The organism is Candidatus Bandiella numerosa, assembly GCF_029981845.1.
In the GTDB taxonomy this organism is placed as follows: Bacteria; Pseudomonadota; Alphaproteobacteria; order Rickettsiales; family Midichloriaceae; genus Aquirickettsia; species Aquirickettsia numerosa.
The window spans coordinates 734,197-751,949 of the sequence record NZ_CP104164.1 but is presented as its reverse complement, the minus strand read 5'-3'; the positions used below and the strand labels follow the sequence as shown (position 1 = coordinate 751,949).

Annotated in this window: 24 protein-coding genes and 1 tRNA gene; 6 read left to right on the top strand and 19 right to left on the bottom strand. The window is 31.2% G+C overall.

The window, feature by feature from the left end; all coding sequences use genetic code 11:
- Positions 1-71: 71 nt before the first annotated feature.
- Positions 72-563, bottom strand: coding sequence for a hypothetical protein (locus tag N3Z17_RS03640; RefSeq protein ID WP_282471383.1), 492 nt, complete (start codon positions 561-563; stop codon positions 72-74).
- A 68-nt stretch (positions 564-631) separates the two neighbouring features.
- Positions 632-1,810, bottom strand: coding sequence for a phage major capsid protein (locus N3Z17_RS03635; protein WP_282471382.1), 1,179 nt, complete (start codon positions 1,808-1,810; stop codon positions 632-634).
- A 230-nt stretch (positions 1,811-2,040) separates the two neighbouring features.
- Here N3Z17_RS03635 and N3Z17_RS03630 point away from each other — a divergent pair.
- Positions 2,041-2,117, top strand: a tRNA-Val gene (locus N3Z17_RS03630).
- Between the two features lie 16 nt (positions 2,118-2,133).
- Here N3Z17_RS03630 and N3Z17_RS03625 read toward each other — a convergent pair.
- The gene (locus tag N3Z17_RS03625; protein WP_282471381.1) at positions 2,134-2,583 is read right to left on the bottom strand and encodes an HK97 family phage prohead protease; all 450 of its coding nucleotides are present in this window, start codon (positions 2,581-2,583) and stop codon (positions 2,134-2,136) included.
- 28 nt (positions 2,584-2,611) lie between these two features.
- Here N3Z17_RS03625 and N3Z17_RS03620 point away from each other — a divergent pair, with 28 nt between their 5' ends.
- A complete protein-coding gene (locus N3Z17_RS03620) occupies positions 2,612-3,055 on the top strand; it encodes an EVE domain-containing protein (RefSeq protein ID WP_282471380.1) in 444 nt (147 codons plus the stop codon).
- 72 nt (positions 3,056-3,127) lie between these two features.
- Here N3Z17_RS03620 and N3Z17_RS03615 read toward each other — a convergent pair whose 3' ends face one another.
- A complete protein-coding gene (locus N3Z17_RS03615; protein ID WP_282471379.1) occupies positions 3,128-3,403 on the bottom strand; it encodes a hypothetical protein in 276 nt (91 codons plus the stop codon).
- Positions 3,404-3,410: 7 nt separating this feature from the next.
- Positions 3,411-3,674 carry a hypothetical protein gene (locus tag N3Z17_RS03610; protein WP_282471378.1) on the bottom strand — a complete coding sequence of 88 codons (264 nt, stop codon included), beginning with the start codon at positions 3,672-3,674 and terminating at the stop codon, positions 3,411-3,413.
- Between the two features lie 245 nt (positions 3,675-3,919).
- Here N3Z17_RS03610 and N3Z17_RS03605 point away from each other — a divergent pair, with 245 nt between their 5' ends.
- The 3 genes from N3Z17_RS03605 to N3Z17_RS03595 all read left to right on the top strand — a co-directional run bounded on the left by N3Z17_RS03605 (position 3,920) and on the right by N3Z17_RS03595 (position 5,460).
- On the top strand, positions 3,920-4,774 hold the full coding sequence (locus N3Z17_RS03605) for an outer membrane beta-barrel protein (protein ID WP_282471377.1): 855 nt from the start codon (positions 3,920-3,922) through the stop codon (positions 4,772-4,774).
- Positions 4,775-4,954: 180 nt separating this feature from the next.
- Positions 4,955-5,209 carry a type II toxin-antitoxin system Phd/YefM family antitoxin gene (locus N3Z17_RS03600; RefSeq protein WP_282471376.1) on the top strand — a complete coding sequence of 85 codons (255 nt, stop codon included), beginning with the start codon at positions 4,955-4,957 and terminating at the stop codon, positions 5,207-5,209.
- Complete coding sequence (locus N3Z17_RS03595) at positions 5,206-5,460, top strand: Txe/YoeB family addiction module toxin (RefSeq protein WP_282471375.1); 255 nt, start codon at positions 5,206-5,208, stop codon at positions 5,458-5,460. Before N3Z17_RS03600 ends, N3Z17_RS03595 begins: the two co-directional genes overlap by 4 nt.
- 249 nt (positions 5,461-5,709) lie before the next feature.
- Here N3Z17_RS03595 and N3Z17_RS03590 read toward each other — a convergent pair whose 3' ends face one another.
- A complete protein-coding gene (locus N3Z17_RS03590) occupies positions 5,710-6,921 on the bottom strand; it encodes a phage portal protein (RefSeq protein WP_282472630.1) in 1,212 nt (403 codons plus the stop codon).
- Positions 6,922-7,044: 123 nt separating this feature from the next.
- Here N3Z17_RS03590 and N3Z17_RS03585 point away from each other — a divergent pair, with 123 nt between their 5' ends.
- Positions 7,045-7,656 carry a M15 family metallopeptidase gene (locus N3Z17_RS03585; protein WP_282471374.1) on the top strand — a complete coding sequence of 204 codons (612 nt, stop codon included), beginning with the start codon at positions 7,045-7,047 and terminating at the stop codon, positions 7,654-7,656.
- A gap of 19 nt (positions 7,657-7,675) precedes the next feature.
- Here N3Z17_RS03585 and N3Z17_RS03580 read toward each other — a convergent pair whose 3' ends face one another.
- From N3Z17_RS03580 to rpmH, 13 genes are all read right to left on the bottom strand, one after another.
- Complete coding sequence (locus N3Z17_RS03580; RefSeq protein ID WP_282471373.1) at positions 7,676-8,119, bottom strand: response regulator; 444 nt, start codon at positions 8,117-8,119, stop codon at positions 7,676-7,678.
- Positions 8,120-8,181: 62 nt separating this feature from the next.
- Entirely contained in the window at positions 8,182-8,550 is a 369-nt protein-coding gene (gene acpS / locus N3Z17_RS03575; RefSeq protein WP_282471372.1) for a holo-ACP synthase, read from the bottom strand.
- A 13-nt stretch (positions 8,551-8,563) separates the two neighbouring features.
- Entirely contained in the window at positions 8,564-10,381 is a 1,818-nt protein-coding gene (aspS, locus tag N3Z17_RS03570) for an aspartate--tRNA ligase (RefSeq protein WP_282471371.1), read from the bottom strand.
- A gap of 254 nt (positions 10,382-10,635) precedes the next feature.
- A complete protein-coding gene (locus tag N3Z17_RS03565; protein ID WP_282471370.1) occupies positions 10,636-11,046 on the bottom strand; it encodes a DUF2335 domain-containing protein in 411 nt (136 codons plus the stop codon).
- On the bottom strand, positions 11,000-11,230 hold the full coding sequence (locus N3Z17_RS03560) for a hypothetical protein (RefSeq protein ID WP_282471369.1): 231 nt from the start codon (positions 11,228-11,230) through the stop codon (positions 11,000-11,002). Before N3Z17_RS03560 ends, N3Z17_RS03565 begins: the two co-directional genes overlap by 47 nt.
- A gap of 328 nt (positions 11,231-11,558) precedes the next feature.
- Positions 11,559-12,185: an L-threonylcarbamoyladenylate synthase gene (locus N3Z17_RS03555; protein ID WP_282471368.1), complete on the bottom strand. Its 627-nt coding sequence runs from the start codon at positions 12,183-12,185 to the stop codon at positions 11,559-11,561.
- Positions 12,186-12,194: 9 nt separating this feature from the next.
- Positions 12,195-13,193 carry an NADH-quinone oxidoreductase subunit NuoH gene (nuoH, locus tag N3Z17_RS03550; protein WP_282471367.1) on the bottom strand — a complete coding sequence of 333 codons (999 nt, stop codon included), beginning with the start codon at positions 13,191-13,193 and terminating at the stop codon, positions 12,195-12,197.
- A 41-nt stretch (positions 13,194-13,234) separates the two neighbouring features.
- Positions 13,235-14,287 carry a tetraacyldisaccharide 4'-kinase gene (gene lpxK, locus N3Z17_RS03545; RefSeq protein ID WP_282471366.1) on the bottom strand — a complete coding sequence of 351 codons (1,053 nt, stop codon included), beginning with the start codon at positions 14,285-14,287 and terminating at the stop codon, positions 13,235-13,237.
- The gene (mnmA, locus tag N3Z17_RS03540; protein WP_282471365.1) at positions 14,235-15,326 is read right to left on the bottom strand and encodes a tRNA 2-thiouridine(34) synthase MnmA; all 1,092 of its coding nucleotides are present in this window, start codon (positions 15,324-15,326) and stop codon (positions 14,235-14,237) included. The genes lpxK and mnmA overlap by 53 nt, the downstream gene beginning before the upstream one ends.
- Positions 15,326-16,978 carry a membrane protein insertase YidC gene (gene yidC / locus N3Z17_RS03535; RefSeq protein WP_282471364.1) on the bottom strand — a complete coding sequence of 551 codons (1,653 nt, stop codon included), beginning with the start codon at positions 16,976-16,978 and terminating at the stop codon, positions 15,326-15,328. Before yidC ends, mnmA begins: the two co-directional genes overlap by 1 nt.
- Positions 16,971-17,231: a membrane protein insertion efficiency factor YidD gene (gene yidD, locus N3Z17_RS03530; protein ID WP_282471363.1), complete on the bottom strand. Its 261-nt coding sequence runs from the start codon at positions 17,229-17,231 to the stop codon at positions 16,971-16,973. The genes yidC and yidD overlap by 8 nt, the downstream gene beginning before the upstream one ends.
- On the bottom strand, positions 17,212-17,580 hold the full coding sequence (locus tag N3Z17_RS03525) for a ribonuclease P protein component (RefSeq protein ID WP_282471362.1): 369 nt from the start codon (positions 17,578-17,580) through the stop codon (positions 17,212-17,214). Before N3Z17_RS03525 ends, yidD begins: the two co-directional genes overlap by 20 nt.
- A gap of 31 nt (positions 17,581-17,611) precedes the next feature.
- Complete coding sequence (gene rpmH, locus N3Z17_RS03520) at positions 17,612-17,752, bottom strand: 50S ribosomal protein L34 (RefSeq protein ID WP_282471361.1); 141 nt, start codon at positions 17,750-17,752, stop codon at positions 17,612-17,614.
- Position 17,753: the final 1 nt, after the last annotated feature.

The window sequence follows — 17,753 nt, the reverse complement described above, 5'->3', positions numbered from 1 at the left end:
TATATGATGCAATAGCCCCCTACCCTCATCATTCACTTTGAGGATTTGTTATTGATTTTGATGATTTGAATTTATTCTTTAGATAATTTTGAGATAAGTTGCAATCTTAGCTCCTGAACTAATGACAATAGCACTCTAATAACTAATTCTTCTTCTGCCACATAATCTGCATAAGGTGATTCAGTGATTGCAAAACTGTCAAAATCGGTTAATTTGCCAGAGATTAAAATTTTATTATCATTATAATCTGTCACACTATAATTAAGCACTATTTGAATTTTTTTTCTATTTGCAATGCTATTGTCCTGAATTAAATAATCCTTCTTATCTACTTCATATTCAATTTTTAACAAAAATTTTGGCTCAACTTTAGCTTTGTTATCAAATAATTTCTCTAGCTCATTATTTAAGAAAAAAGTTGCTCTTGGATATTTTTCGTTTCTATATGTTCCGTCATAATAAAATTTACTCAGTACAGTATTGTTACCACCTGCATAGTATAATGGCTTAAAACCACATCCAGAACAAATTAGCACTATAATAAATAATTTTAAATATTTCATAAATACAAAAGTATAAATACCAAAAAATATCATAATATCTATACTTATTGTATTTTAGAAACAAGTTTTTAGCTAGCTATCTGTAATAATTTTATTGCATCAAAATTAACAACATCGCCACCAACCTTTTTAGTTGAATAAAACTTCACATAAGGTTTGTGGGTAAATGGATCTCGAAGAACACGAATATCACTGCGATCAATAATTTGGTATGCATGTTTAAAATTACCAAATGCAATAGATAAGGCACCTTTGCTAATACTTGGCATATCAGTTGAAACATAAATTTCCGAACCCAATAGGCTACTAGAGCTTCCCTCAGACAAATTTGGTTGCCATAAATATTGCCCATTTTTATCCTTAAGCATCCTAATTTTTTGCAAAGAGTCTCTACTCATCAAAAAATTCGTGTTATTTGCATAAATTTCCTTGATGCTAAAAAACAACTTAATAACGTCATCTGCAGTTAATTCTTCAGCTTTTGTTTTAATTCTTTCAATTTTCCCCCATTCAATTCCATCTTCATACGAAAGAATACCTCTTGGCTTACCAACACCATCTCCATTTATGAAAGCAATATTCTCTTGCCTGATGAAAATATTTGAAAGCTTTTTGGATAACCACTCCTCAACATCAATTCTTGGATCATCGATCAGTTTTTGCGTGACCTTTGGTTGGGCATATAACTCATGAGCTATAATTATCTTTTTGGTAAATACTGTATCATTAGATTTTTCTATTTCACTTAAGCCAGTGTCAGACCACCCACTTGTCGTATCCTCCCTATCCTCAATTAATTCTAATGAATCTGTAGAAATCTCCATTACATTTGCAATCTTCCTCATAGGAGAATTTTCTAGCAACAATGTGTGGATATATTCATTCATTTTATATGTAACAGAATAGCCAAGCTCCTTATCTGCACTACTACTTAAATTTTTGTGCTCAAAATTTGCAACATCTGCCTCTAATCCCTTTTTGATATATTTGCAAAAAGCATTCTTATATTCACAATTCACCTCATATGATTTATGCATCTCAGAGCCAGGTCTATTTAAAACACTTTCAATTTTATCCAAACTGTCCTGATATTTATCAAGCGATTGATTTATTTTATCTAAATGCGACAATGTTAAAGAATCGGCCCCACCTTTCCTTTCAATTTCATTTATCCTCCTGTCATTTATGGATTTAAATTGCTCCCATGTGTTTGCAACTTTATTTGTCTTAGTCGTAATTTCATTCATATTCATATGTATATTCGCTCCTATATTAATTGTTGTTGAAAAATTAAAATCTCTTGAATAACGCTCTTTTTATCTGTATAGAATTAAGGGTCGTTTTATAAAATTAAATATAGCTTGAGTCAGATAAGTAGTGACAAGAAGTGATGAGCGAAGTGTAGTAAAACCTACATAAGCGAAGAATGACGATGTCAATACTATCTGAATTATGCTATAGCATTTATGCGCTTATTGGGTGATTAGCTCAGCTGGTTAGAGTACTACGTTGACATCGTAGGGGTCGGTGGTTCGAGTCCACTATCACCCACCATTTACCAAGTATTTTGTCAAGTTGCCAAAGCAACTATTTCAGCAAATTCATTTGCGGGAAAAGTCACCACACTTACCTCCCAAAGTTTTATTTTTGTAATACACCTAATATCGCCATGATAATAAAAATCCAGCACTTCATATCCAATGCTTAAATGGTCAGTAACCTTGTTTTGAATTAAAATATACGCTTCCCTCCCTAAGTTCAAATTCAGAAAAATTCTCCCCTCCACATAAAGCCCTTTTTCATTTTCATATGCCTTATCTATAATACCTATTGGATGATGATGATTGTGCTGCCACAATAGCTTCACTCCATCAATTTTATTTCCAACAAATGCATTAGGCAAAATCATATCACCAGCATAATCCACTATGTTAAACACACTGGCATAGCACTGAAAATACCCACTCTCATCAAAATTTACTAAATTTAGATTGTTATTTTCTAAACGATTTGCAATCATAGTCATTATCCTTTTAATATTTTTTAATATGAATTATTGGTTAGTAAAATCTGAACCAAGCTCCTATTCTTGGTCACAACTGCAGCAAGACAAAGTCTCTGCATGGGATGGAGTAAGAAATTATCAAGCCAGAAACAATCTGCGCCTAATGAAACTTGGTGATATAGCATTTTTTTATCATTCTAACCAAGAAAAGGCTATTAAGGGGCTCATCAAAGTTGTGAAGGAATACTACCCAGACCCCACAGATGAATCTGGAAGATTTGACATGGTTGATTTTGAATATGTCACTTCTTTGGAAAAATCCATTTCGCTTGCTGAAATCAAACAAAATGAAAATTTGCAAAATATCGCATTAGTCAAGCAATCTAGGCTTTCTGTCATGCCAATCACTCAATATGAATATAACATCATTATTGAACTTTCAAAAGCCAGCTATAGCTTGAGTCAGATAGGTAGTGACAATGAGTGATGAGCGGAGTGTAATTAAAACCTGCATAAGCGAAGAATGACGATGTCAATGCATATCTGAATTATGCTATATTTATAAATATGCACTATCATTGTCAACATGTAGCGTTAACAGCCTAATATAATCATCTTCTCTTAATGCCAATCCTCTATATTTTTGAGAAAATCTAAAAGAATAAATTCGCTTACCATTATATTGTTTGGAAAGTATAATTTCCCACTTCAAACCTCTATTTGAATACACCTCCTCCCATGTCATCTTATGTATCTTTTTTAAAGTTGAAAGCAACGCCATTTGCTCTTTTTTCTCTAGCTTGAATAAATCTGCTTGGAACTGGGGATTATTCATATCCACTTTAGGCATTTTCTATATCTTTTGTAATCTTGTCAAAATTATCTTTTGCTTTATTTTTCTTTGCCCATTCAAATGCCCTGTTTAATTTTGTAGCATTAGCCTTTTCATGCAACCACTCTTCAGATTCAGGTATAAAATGGCCACTTTTAATTATCCACGTTCCATCATCCACTTGTTCAATTGCCACAGTCTTCCCTGCAAATGCTTTTCCTAAAGACAGTTGCCCATTGGCCCCAATTGTCTTTATACTTTGTATGTTTAGCATTTTAGCTATCTCCTATTTTGTTAAATTACTATTCCACTATATCACTAATATATGAAAATCACATATATATTTTTCAAACATGTTATTTAATTCACAAGCATGGATGTGTATAATTTTCACCACACTGATAAAAAACTTTCAAAAATATGCCAATTTATATTTGCGCTATCCTTCTAATTGGTATTTAACTGTAATCAATTAAGGATTTTTGTTCTTAGGAAATAATTTTAAAAAGGTAATTAACAATGAAAAAAATACTACTTACAACTGTTGCAGTTGCAGCGTTTGCTCAAGGTGCATCAGCTTTAGAAGCTGGCAAAATGTATGTTAGAGCTGACTTAGGCTACAATTTCTCAAGCCCAAAATTAAATGAAAAAATTGCTAATGGCAAAGATACTGGTGCTGCTTTAAAAGGAACTAAACAAAGCAATAGACTAAAAGGCTTTGCTGGTGACCTTGGTTTTGGTTATGCACTTTCAGACAGCATCAGAACAGATGTTACAATTAACATGTCTCAAGGTAAGAAAAATCTTAAAAATATTGAATTTTCAGCTGATACTATTAAATTAAATAAAATTGGTAATACCTACAGTGTTGATGGAAAAACTGCTGTTGCAAAAAGCACCCAAAATGCAAAACTTCAAAACACAACTATTAACCTTAAAGAGAAAAAATTAGGTTTAATGGCTAATGCTTATTATGACTTCAACAATGCTTCAGAATTGACTCCATATGTAATGGCTGGTGTTGGTGTTAACAGAGGTTCATTAGAAGCAAAAGTTTCAGGTTATGAACAAGCTACTGGTGATGCTCTTAAAGCAGCTTCTGAAACAATCAAATCTAAAAACTTAACAAGCTTTGCTTACCAAGTTGGTGTTGGTGTTGGTTATGAAGTAGTTAAAGATATTACTTTAGATGTTGGTTACAAAATGTCTGGAACAACAGGAAATTACAAATTCAAAGCTTCTGATTATGCTGCTGCTGCTGGAACAACTCCTGCTGGAATCTTAAATGCCCTTGGTGTTACAGATGCAAATAATAAAGCTGGCTCGCCAAAATTACAACACACTTTAACTGCTGGTGTTAGATTTGCATTCTAATTTAACTAATTGTTGAATTAAATTCATTTCTTACCTAAGAAGTGTTTAAAAGCCTTGGGATTAACTTCCTGAGGCTTTTTTTTATTCTTCCAATTTTGTCTTATAGCTTTAGGTCAGATAAGTATTGACCATATAAGTACACATATGGTAACCTAATTGCATAAATTAGCCAAAGTTATTATGGATGCAATTACGTACACGAAAGCGAGGAAAAATTTTACTCAAACGATGAACAAAGTGTGTGATGACCATGCCCCGCTTATTATTACACGGCAAAACCAAAAACCCATTGTGATGATGTCACTTGAGGACTACAATTCAATAGAAGAAACTTTATATTTGTTGAAAAATTCCAAAAATGCATCACGTTTATCAAAAGCATTAGATGATTTAAAACAAAGCAATTTTTCAGATAAACAGCTAATTGAAGAATGAATTTATTATTTTTACCAGATGCCTGGGATGATTATCTATATTGGCAAAAAACGGATAAAAAGGTATTAAAACGTATAAATGAACTCATAAAAGCAACGATTAGGGAGCCATTCTGTGGAATTGGCAAACCTGAGCCATTAAAATTTGCCCTGATAAACTGTTGGTCAAGAAGAATCAATTCTGAGCACAGGTTAGTATACAAAATAGAGGGCAATAATTTAATAATTTTACAGTGTCGTTATCATTATTAATATTAATCGCTTAAAATAATTAAAAATTTAAATTATTTTAACCTGAGTTTTGGATGAGGAATTGTATAACACAAAGTAATAGGCTTGTTAACGTTGAACAAGTGAAGTTTTATGCTAATAAAATTAAAGATTATTCTTTTATCAAAAGATTAAATGGCCAGCCTGGGGGGCTCGCGCGTAAACGCGCGAGGCTGACCATTTGTTGGATTAAATTTCTTTAAATTTATTAGCTCTTACCCAAAACTCAGGTTATTTTTGGTAATTGGTATTAATTGCATCACCGCCTTTAATTGGGGCCAGCCCTACTTGTTTACGTTTTTCGTTAATTGTCATAAAGCTTACTTTTTCCAATCTTTCCCAAATCGCCTCTCTTTTACTTGCCAAGGCTGAAATTTTATCCTTATCCAATTTCATTACAACCTCATTCTTGCATAATTTTGCAAGCCATCTTCCAATATGGTCAATAGTGTTTTCAGCAAGTGGCAAAATCGTTTGTTCCCAAATGGCCACCCTTGCTTCAGCCAAATTGCTATAGGTATTGTCCCCAGGAATTCCAAGCAATTGTGGCGGAACGCCGAATGCAAGGGCAATGTCTCGTGCGGCACTGTGTTTTCCTTCAATAAAATCCATATCTTTTGGGGACAAACTTATCTCCTTCCAGTCCAAACCACCCTCCAAAATCATCGGTCTTCCTGCATTAACTGAACCTGTAAAATCCTCCGCTATCATCTCTTTCAGCCTTCCAAATTGCTCATCAGATAATTCAGATGGCCTGCCATCAGCACCTTTTACAATAATCGCACCACTTGGTCTTGCCCCATTTTGTAGTAGCGCTTGATTCCAAGCTGCTGCATTGTTATGCTGATCAATACTATAAGCGGCAGCTTCAATTGCAGAAAGCCCATACCAATCAGAGATTGGATTGCTATTTTTAATATGCAAAACCCTGGATAATCCATGAATTTGATCAACAGGAAAAACTTGTTCTCTTTTATCAACTTTATACTGATATCCTATAGGCAAAAAATTATCCCCTGCAATTACATTCACCCTATCCGGTCTAAGGCTGTAAATTTCTTTGGGTAATTTATTTGTATCAGATGCTGAAAAGACATAAGCATTTCCACTTATCAATCTATACAAATACACGCTTTCCAGAAATTCACTCTTATTTTGATGCGGATTTGGTTTATATAAAAGCTCAATAATTGGGTGATTTTCAATCGGATGCCCCTTATAATCAAACACCTTTAATCCAATTGAGGCAGCCGCCCCTGCAATCATATTGATGGCTCTATAGGCCACAACATTTTTTGTATAAGCTTCTTGCGCAAATTGCTGATAGTTCCTTTCCATCCAAACTGGTTTACCAATATTGTAAAAATAAGAATTCAATTGAGATGGGTAACTTTTCAAATTCCCCACAAGACTTTTTTTATTTTTGGATTTATCGAAATTCATCACAGATTTAATAATTTTTGAAAACTTCATATTCAATATGGCTACAATTATTTGACCTTATATTTTTCATACTACTTGCTTTTATTGAGCTAGGAAGTATCATAGATAATAAAATTAAGTTTTATGCATAAGGATTTCGTATACCTAAATGATATTGCACCTGAGATAATTACCGATATCAGGTATGCTACGACCAATAATTTCACTGGTAAAGTCGTTATTGGATATGAAAAAGAAGTCTGCATTATCACATTAAAAGCTGCAAACATTCTTAAACAAATTAACTCGGAGCTTAATCAATATGGCTTGAATTTGAAAGTCTTTGATGCTTATAGACCCAAAATGTCTGCAAAGAGTTTTATAGATTGGGCTAATTCTGAGGAGAATAATCCAGATATTAAAAAAATGTATTACCCAAATATCCATCGCTCTAAAACAATTGGTAATTACATATCAGATACCCTTTCAACACATTCTAGAGGAAGCACCGTTGATTTGACGATAGTTGAAAAAAATACTACTAATGAATTGGAGATGGGCACTATTTTTGACTTTTTTGATAAAACTTTTAATACTGCAAATGCTGATATATCAAGTGAGGCTAAAAAAAATAGGTTACTGCTTAAGTCAATAATGGAAAAATATGGGTTTCAGAATTTATGGAAGGAATGGTGGCATTTTACACTGATCGACGAATCATTTAAAAATGAATACTTTGATTTTGCTGTTAAATAGGTAATTTTATTTAGGGAATTTATTTGTTGCTATTTAGCAAAAATTTTACTTCTTGAACTAAAAATCTATATATGTCAGTTTTTAAAATAACACGGTGAAACATTTGAAAGATGTCTTTGTCGATACAATTATTAATTAAAAATTCACTACTATATTGTGATAACAATATAGTAGGCACAGCTTGAAAATCTTTTTTTAGTTTTAGTTTTTTTATAAAATCAATACCATCAAAATCAGGTAACTGATAATCAACTATAATTAAATCTAAAAATTTAGCACTATAATACATAGCTAAATCCATAGCATCAAAAGCATTTGAAGCTGATATAACATTATAATGTTGCATTTCCAGTAATGAAATAGTCAAATTTCTTATATAATTATTATCTTCTACCACTAGGATATTGATTTGCCCATCTTGTTTCACAACCTCTATAACCATTGATTGCTTTAGGAAATCCATATATTTAATTGGGGGATTTTAGCTATATCTTATCTTTAAAGCAAGAAGATTATAATTTATGATTAATTTTTCTCATTTTTCTCTAATACTACATAAGATATGGCATATTTAATTTCATCAGAAATTGATAAAAAAGCCCTGATATTTTTTTTTTGCAACGGGTGTTTACTAAAATAAGGAGCACCACTTTCATCATTTAATATTTCAATATCTTGAAAATTAATTTTTTTTCCTATTCCACATCCAGCTGCCTTTGCATATGCCTCTTTAGCTGAAAATCTTTTGGCATAATAAAAAACGTTATTTACTGATCTGCTTAATCTTATTTCTTGCTCTGTAAATACCCTATTTAAAAATTTATGCTTAAATTTATCTAAAGTGGATTGAACCCTTTCAATATCCACTATATCGCAACCAATACCAAAAATCATTAAATAATTAGCTTTATTGTTTTACCTTTTTTGCAATCGATAGCCCTAACTCTGATAGTAATTTTTTATCAACTTCAGATGGAGCACCCATCAACAAATCTTGTGCATTTTGATTAAGTGGAAATGCAATAACTTCCCTAATATTTGGTTCATTAGCAAGCAACATTATCATCCTATCAACTCCTGGGGCAATACCTCCATGAGGTGGTGCACCATATTTCAAAGCCTTTACCATTGCTGGAAATGACTTATCAACCTGCTCAACACTATACCCAGTATTTTCAAATGCTTTATACATTATTGGTAATTGATGATTTCTTATAGCACCACTTGAAAGTTCAATACCATTACAGATTATGTCATATTGATATGCTTTAATGCTCAATTTTTCCTCTATTGTACTTGCTTTATTTAAAACATCTAAACCACCCTGAGGCATAGAGAATGGATTATGGAAGAAGTCTAATTTCTTTTCATCTTCACTCCATTCGTAAAACGGGTAATCAACTATCCAGCAAAAATTAAATTCATTTTCTTTAATTAACCCTAAATCATGTCCAAGCTTATTTCTAATTTTACCAGCATTTGACGCAGCAATTTTTTCAACATCACAGGCAAAAAAGACTGAAGCACCAGGGTTTAAATTGCAAATCTTCTTAAGCTCTACAAATTTTTCATCATTCAAAAATTTTGCTATTGGCCCTTTGCCGTTTCCGCTCTCATCAACTATAATATAAGCCAATCCTTTTGCTTTTAAATCAGATTGAGCATAGGCAATCATCTTATCATAAAAACCCCTACTCAAATCTCCACACTTATGAATTGGAATTGCTCTTATTACACTACCCTTTTCAATCGCATTATTAAATATGCTAAAATCTGATCCTTTAAAAACATCTGTAACATCGGCTATTACTATGGGATTTCTTAAATCAGGTTTATCAGTACCATATTTTAAAATTGACTCATCATACGATATTCTTTTGAATGGAGAACTGGAAATATTCCAATTAGAAAAATTTTTGAAAGTGTTTGACAATATGATCTCTAGTGTAGCAAATATATCTTCCTGTGTCACAAACGACATCTCAATATCAAGTTGATAAAACTCTCCAGGTGCCCTATCAGCCCTTGCATCCTCATCTCTAAAGCATGGTGCAATTTGAAAATACCTATCAAATCCAGAAATCATATATAATTGCTTAAACTGCTGTGGGGCTTGCGGAAGAGCATAAAAATTCCCAGGATTTAACCTACTCGGTACCAAAAAATCCCTAGCTCCCTCTGGAGAACTTGCTGTTAAAATTGGGGTTTGATACTCAGAAAAACCTTGCTTCCACATCTCATTTCGCAAAAATTTTATAACATCACTTCTTAATTTAACGTTATGGTGCATCTTATCTTTTCTTAGATCAAGGAAACGATACTTCAATCTTAAATCTTCTGGAAAAGGTTGAGTAGAATTTACATTGATCGGCAATATCTCTGCCTCAGATTCAACAATATATTTCTCAATAACAATTTCAACTTCACCAGTTGCCATTTCGTTGTTAATCGTATCATCTGACCTTTTAACAACCCTACCCTCGACTGTTATTACACTCTCATAGCTTAGCGATGTTAATTTGTCAAAATCTTCTTTTGGTATAGTGTGAATCCTGTTATCTTGATCTGAAGTAACCAATTGAACAATACCAAAATGATCTCTCAAATCGATAAAATATACCCCACCATGATCTCTTTTTCTGTGTATCCACCCAGAAACCTTCACTAACTTGCCAATGTCATTAAAACTTAAATCACCACACCTATGTGTCCTAAACTTATGCACCTAAAATATTTATTTTATTTTTTCCAAACCATACACTATTTAACATTTTTTGACAATTATCAATTTTCATTTTAATGTGAACAGTGATTATAATACCATAAATCTATGCTATTTTATCATTAAGTCGCATTAATAGTTAACCTAACCAATAGGCTAAATTTACAAGCTAGTCAGCATCACCAAAACCACTTATAATTCATAGATAGATATGTGGCAAATCATAACTCTTCCACCCTATCAGGATTGAAAACTCACTATAACTTTTCAGTTAATTTATTTGATTTAATATTTACTATAAGAAGAAAAACAAACCATGTAATAAATATTATTGCCCCAGTTTTAACAGATCCATTATTAAATGAATTGAGAGACACATATAGCACAATAACGCTAAATACAAAACTTAAAAATTGACCAAATCTTAATGTTGCATTTATTGATTTCACCCAATTTTCATGATTTTGAACTTTTTGTCCCTGCTCCATTTTTGTTAACTCCATTAGTTCCTTGGTGAACCCTGGATAAATTTCTTCATAGCTCTCTAAAATTGCCGGTGATGGAAATTTATTATTATAGTTATTGGTATTTTTGTGAGCGTACCTATTATTGTTTGTTATTTTATTTCTTTTTGTATTGATTTCGAAATTTACGTTTTTTTTCCTCATTTTTATGCTCTTTCATTTTATTAAAATTTTTACTAATAATAAATGTGACATCATTAAAATTATCATCTAGATTACCATGCCTATTTGAATGAAATTTCCTTACAGCACCATAATAAAAATTACCAAAAGAGCTAATACCCTTTATAAAATTTTCTAAAAAATTGAATTTCCCTGTTTTATACATCGTTAATTACACCTAGATTGCAACAAATGCCACTTTAAAAAAAGTATACGGTGAGATTATAGCATTATTTTTTATAAACGCAATGTGTTATCACGAATATTGTTACACACATAAAAAACATCATAGTCAAAAAAAGATAAATGCAATAAAAGCAGAGGCTGTGCTAAAACTAGATAGGAAGGAAAGGATAAATTTTGATATAAAAAGTAATAAATATCGAAGTAAAAAATAGTAAAAAGAAAAATATTAAAGTACCTGCCCTGTCTAAAGGAACTGGGTATTTATCATATCCACAAGTGAAATAAAACCAAATATATGCCACTTAATTCTAATTAATAACCTTATTAAGCTCATCCTCTGAGATTTTTCCAATTCTTATAATTTTAAATTTATCTTCATTAATAAACTCTATTATGGTTGATGGAGTTAAATCATTTTTTTTATTCATATTAAAATCTTCTAATATACAATCAACTTTATGGTGAAAATTTTTTATTATCTCGTCTACACAAATAATACTTGATTGAGCTGATATATTTGCACTTGTTGCTATAATAGGCTTATTAAGGCTTTTACAAATATTTTGTATTAATTTACATTTTGGCACCCTAATAGCAATTTTATTTTTGTTAATTAGGATTTTTGGAATTTTTTGATTATTTACCTCAGAAACGAAAGTCAAGGCTCCAGGCCAGAAAACTTCTGCAAATGCTAATTCCTTGGAGAAAAATTTAACATATTCTTTGGCCATTTCAATATCTGCAACAAAGACTGGTAGCGTTTTATTCAAATCTCTTTTTTTAATTTGATAAATTCTTTCAATTGCATCCACATTCATTGCATCACACGACATTGCATATATTGTGTCAGTTGGTATGCAAGCAACTTCACCTTTAGAAAAAGCCTCCACAATTTTTTCTAAATTATCTTGTAATAGTATAGCCGCCCTTTTCATAAAATCCACTTACGTATAAACAACTATAGAGGCAATTAAAATGACCCAAATTAAAGTAAATGGTAAAAAGACTTTCCAACCCAATCTCATCAACTGGTCATATCTAAACCTTGGAACTGATGCCCTGACCCAAATAAAAATAAATAAGCAAAACATAATTTTTAAAATAAACCAGATAAATCCAGGAATAAAATTTAAAAATTCTAATTTAAATGGAGGTAACCAACCACCCATAAACAATAATACAGTAAAAGAGCTCATCAAAATCATATTTGCATATTCTCCAAGAAAGAATAATGCAAATGGCATAGATGAATACTCCACATTGTAACCTGCCACCAATTCTGATTCTGCTTCCGGCAAATCAAAAGGGTGTCTATTAGTCTCTGCTAAAATAGAAATAAAAAAAACTACAAACATAGGAAAAAGCAACAAATCCATATAAAATGGCATCTCTTTTTGAGCATTAACAATTTCAGTTAAATTTAATGTTCCTGTTGTAAGTAAAACACAAATTATACAAAGTCCAATTGCAACTTCATAAGATACCATTTGTGCAGCAGATCTAATAGCTCCTAAAAATGCATATTTTGAATTACTGGCCCACCCAGCTATGATAATTCCGTAAACACCAAGTGATGATATTGCGAGTACATACATAACCCCAACATTAAGATTAGCTATAACAAAATTATCAATAGGGATCGCTGCCCAACCTATCATAGCTAATGAAAATGTAATAATTGGTGCAAGTAAAAATAAAAATTTATCAGCTCCCCTAGGTATAATAGGCTCTTTAAAAATTAACTTAAGTGCATCAGCAATAGGCTGCAATAAGCCAAGAAAACCTGTTCTATTTGGACCTTTTCTTAATTGCATCCATCCAATAATTTTTCTCTCAGCTAATGTTAGATATGCAACTGATAGCAAAAGCGGAACAACTAAAAGTAAAATTTTTAAGGCGATTGGCAAGACTATACCTAATATTTCAACAATATTTGCGAACATACATTAAAAAATTTTATTTAAATTTAGCATATAAAATTAAATTAGGTTAATAATTTTTTTATCAATCTATCTTCATCATTAATCTCAATTGAATAGTCAATGACAACTGTATTGCAATGAAATTTTGAATTAATTCTAACAAAATCCTTTTTTGTTGTTAAAACTTTACAGTTAAATTTTTTAGCTTCATCATAAATTTCTTCTAGTTCATTAAGTGAGAAATTATAATGATCAGGAAAAAAGTATTTTTTAATTATTTTTGCATTTAAATTTTTTGCAGTTTTTTCAACTCTTTCCGGCTGTGCAATTCCACATAACAATACAAATTCCTTATTTTGAATTTCCTCTTGATTTTTTATCACTTGTTGTTGATGAAATAATTCCTTACTTATTATCAGTTTATGTTTTGCTAATTTATGATTTTCATCTGAGGTAATAATAATATCAGCTTTCCCTATACTAGTTTTTAGACTTTCTCTCATGGGTCCAGCAGGAATTAAAAAAGTATTTGTTTGAGGTTTAAAAATATTTGTACTAATTACCAATATAGAAAAATCCTTATGAATTGAATTATCTTGAAATCCATCATCTAAAATAATAATTTTAGCACCGTTTTTTTCAGCCATTCTTATGGCTAGCTTTCTATTTTTAGAAATAAAAACCGTTGTGTACTCTGCAATTAATAATGCTTCATCTCCAACTTCTTTATATGAATGCTTTTTTAAATTAACTTTTACTACTTTTTTACTCAAATTTCCTTTATATCCTCTAGTAACAACTGCAATATCTAATTTATTATCCTGTGATAATAGCTCTACCAACCTTATTACAACAGGTGTTTTTCCAGCTCCTCCTGATATTGAATTACCTACACAAACTATTTTACTTTTAAATTTTATTGGAGTTTGAAAAAAATAATATCTCAAATTTCTAAATAGGCTATAAATAGCTGATAATGGTAATAATAGATAATTTATCAAAGTAACTTTAGACCACAGTGAATGTTGTATATAACACGCTATTTTATCTATGAAATTCATATTAATAATCTTCTCTAATAATCCATCCACCACCAAGCACTCTATCACCATCATACATAACACATGCTTGACCAGGTGTAATACCATAATAAAATGATTCAAGCACAACCTCTGCAAATCCATCACCTAAGTATTTCACATTTGCATCCACTTCCTCATGATTTGACCTTAACCTAACTGAGCACTTAATATCATCTTTTAAATACTCATTATTAGATAACCAATTAAGCTCTTTAATCTTTAATTTTATAGACTTTAAATCCTCTTTTTCACCAACTATAACCCTATTATTTTTTGGATCAATTTTTATCACATATAGCGGCTTATCATTTGAAACACCAATTCTTTTACGCTGACCTATAGTGAAATTCACTATGCCATCATGTTCACCTAAAACTTTTCCGTTCAAATTTACAATATCTCCTTTAGCATAGGATTCTGGTTTTAATTTTTTAATTATCTCTGAATAATTTCCATTTGGAACAAAACAAATATCCTGACTCTCAGCTTTATCTGATGTATTTAATTCATATTTTTTTGCAAGCATCCTTGTCTCATCTTTAGTAAATCCCCCAAGTGGAAATTCTAAAAAATCTAGTTGCTCCTTTGTCGTTGTAAAAAGGAAATAACTTTGATCTTTGTTTGAATCAATACCTTTTAGAAGCCAATTTTCATTACTAACATTAACTTTCCTAACATAGTGGCCAGTGGCTAATGCTTTTGCCCCCAAATCTTTAGCCATTTTATATAAATCCTGAAACTTAACTTTTTGATTGCATTTTACACATGGTATTGGCGTCTCACCTTGTATATAGCTCTCGGCAAAGTCTTTTATTACTTTTTCACTAAAAAGACTTTCATAGTTGAGTACATAGTGAGGAATACCAATTTTATCTGCAACCGTTTTTGCATCATATATATCCTGTCCAGCACAGCATGCACCCTTTTTTAAGGCCATCTCACCCACGTCATACAACTGCAAAGTGACTCCTATTACTTCATAGCCTTGGTCGTTAAGTATTGCTGCAACAGTTGAACTATCAACTCCACCTGACATCGCTACAACTATTTTATCTTTTTTTCTTAACAGCACTATTTCGTTATTCTTTTAATTAATACTTGTTGGGTAATAGAAAGAATATTACTACAAGACCAATATAATACAAGACCTGATGGAAATGATGCAAACATGAATAAAAATATTAATGGTAAAAATTTCATGACTTTTGCCTGCGTAGGATCAGTAGGTTGTGGATTTAGCATTTGTTGAAAATATAACGTCAATGCCATTATTATAGGTAAAATACCAACATGAAGAAAACTTGGTGGATCCCAAGGAATTAAGCTGAATAAAGTAAAAATATTTGTCGGATCAGTAGCAGATAAGTCTTTTATCCATAAATAAAATTTTGCATGTCTCATTTCTAAAGTAACATATAGCACCTTATATAAGGCAAAAAATATAGGCATTTGCAATAAGATGGGTAAACAACCCGACATTGGATTTACCTTTTCCTTTTTATAAAGCTCAATAATTGATTTTTGAAACTTAACACTATCACCACCGCACTGCTCTTTTAGTTTAGTCATTTCAGGTTGAAGCTCTTTAAGTTTATTCATTCCCTTAAATCCCTTGTATGCAAGTGGAAACAACAGAATTTTTATAAAAATGGTAAGCAATATAATTGCCACACCAAAATTTCCAACCAAAGAGTGAAAAAAGTTTAATGCTATGAATATTGGTTTTGTTATAAAATACAGTACACCAAAATCTACAGCTCTATCAAATAACTTTATATTGTATTTTTTCTCATAATCATCCAAAAGCTTTAACTTTTTAGCACCAGCAAAAAAATGTAACCTGTTGAAATTACCATCAGGATTGTTACTATTTATAATTGCATCAGCTTGATACCTATTTCCTTCATTGGTTTTATAACCCAAAAATTTTGCTGAAATAGATGAATTTTCAGGAATAATTGCGGTTAACCAATATTTATCTGAAAATCCAAACCAACCATTATCAGAGTCAGAAAAATTCAATTTCTTTTGATCTAAATCTTCAAAAGTTACCTCTTTTAATTTATTATCAAAAACCCCAATTCCTCCCTCATGTATAAGCATCTCGCTTTTACCATTACCATATATCCCCCTACTAATTGCAGCATATGGTTTTAGAAAATCATTATTCACACCTATTACTTTTTGTTCTATTGTAAACATGTAATTCTCATCTAAGGTAATGCTGATAAAAAATTGTACATCAGAATTATTTTTCCATGATAAAGTCACCTTTTCATTAGGGTTAAGATTTTTTTTATCCGCATTCCAAATTGATTTATTATTTGGTAATTCTATGTTTCTATCACTTGATAGCCAACCAAATTCAGTATAATAAACCTCTTTTGTTCCAGCTGGGGATAACAACACTACATTCTTACTGTTTTCCTTTTCTGTTTGTTTATATTCAAGTAAAATCAAATCATCAATTCTAGCACCAACTAGATTTATGGAGCCACTTATCATATTATTACTAAACTCAACTTTTCCACCTTGAGGCTTATCCAAAATTTTGTTCTCCAAATTCTCCGTATTATCGAATTTAAATTCATCTATTGCTTTTTCTTTATTTATTTGGCTTTCACTGTTATTTGTGGGTGTAGATTTAGAAAAATAATGTTGCCACAATATCAAAATTATCATTGATAAAACTGCTGCTATAACCGTTCTTACATTGTTATTCATACTTTCCTTTTTTAATTATTTTGTCAGGTACTGGGTCATATCCCCCTTGAAACCATGGATTGCATTTTAAAAGCCTTTTAAGGATTAAAAATAGCCCCTTTACTCCAAATTGCCTTATGGCATCTTTCGCGTAATTTGAGCAACTAGGATAATATCTACATGAGGGACTTATAAACCGGGATATTACATTTTGGTACAATGCTATCAATGCAAAAAAAAACGCATTTATAATCTTATTTAGATTTTTTCTCATACACTACTATCTTCTTTATAGAGCAGTCAAAATCATCTTTTAGTATTGTTAATTTTTCAGCAATCATAAATTTTCTTGCTATCACATTGATGCATAAATCTTTTGTTAAATCTACTAAATCAATTTGCTTTACTAATATTCTTATCATCCTTTTGCACCAATTTCTTTTTACTGCATTTCCAATTTTCTTGCTAGCCGTAATACCATATTTGAAATTTACTTGCTCATCAACCTCAACCTTGGTACCTTTATAGAGTATTACAAAATACTTCCCAACCATTTTGTTTGAATTGACAAAAAACTCTTTATATGCCGAATTTTTGGTAATTTTGCTCTTCCTTAATTTCAATAACTTAAACCAAAAAAATTACATAATACAATTATGCAGACAACTCCTTTCTGCCTTTTGCTCTTCTATTGTTTATAACCTTTCTACCACCCACTGTTGCCATTCTAGCTCTAAAACCATGCCTTCTTTTGCATTTTATATTGCTAGGCTGATAAGTTCTTTTTGTAGACATT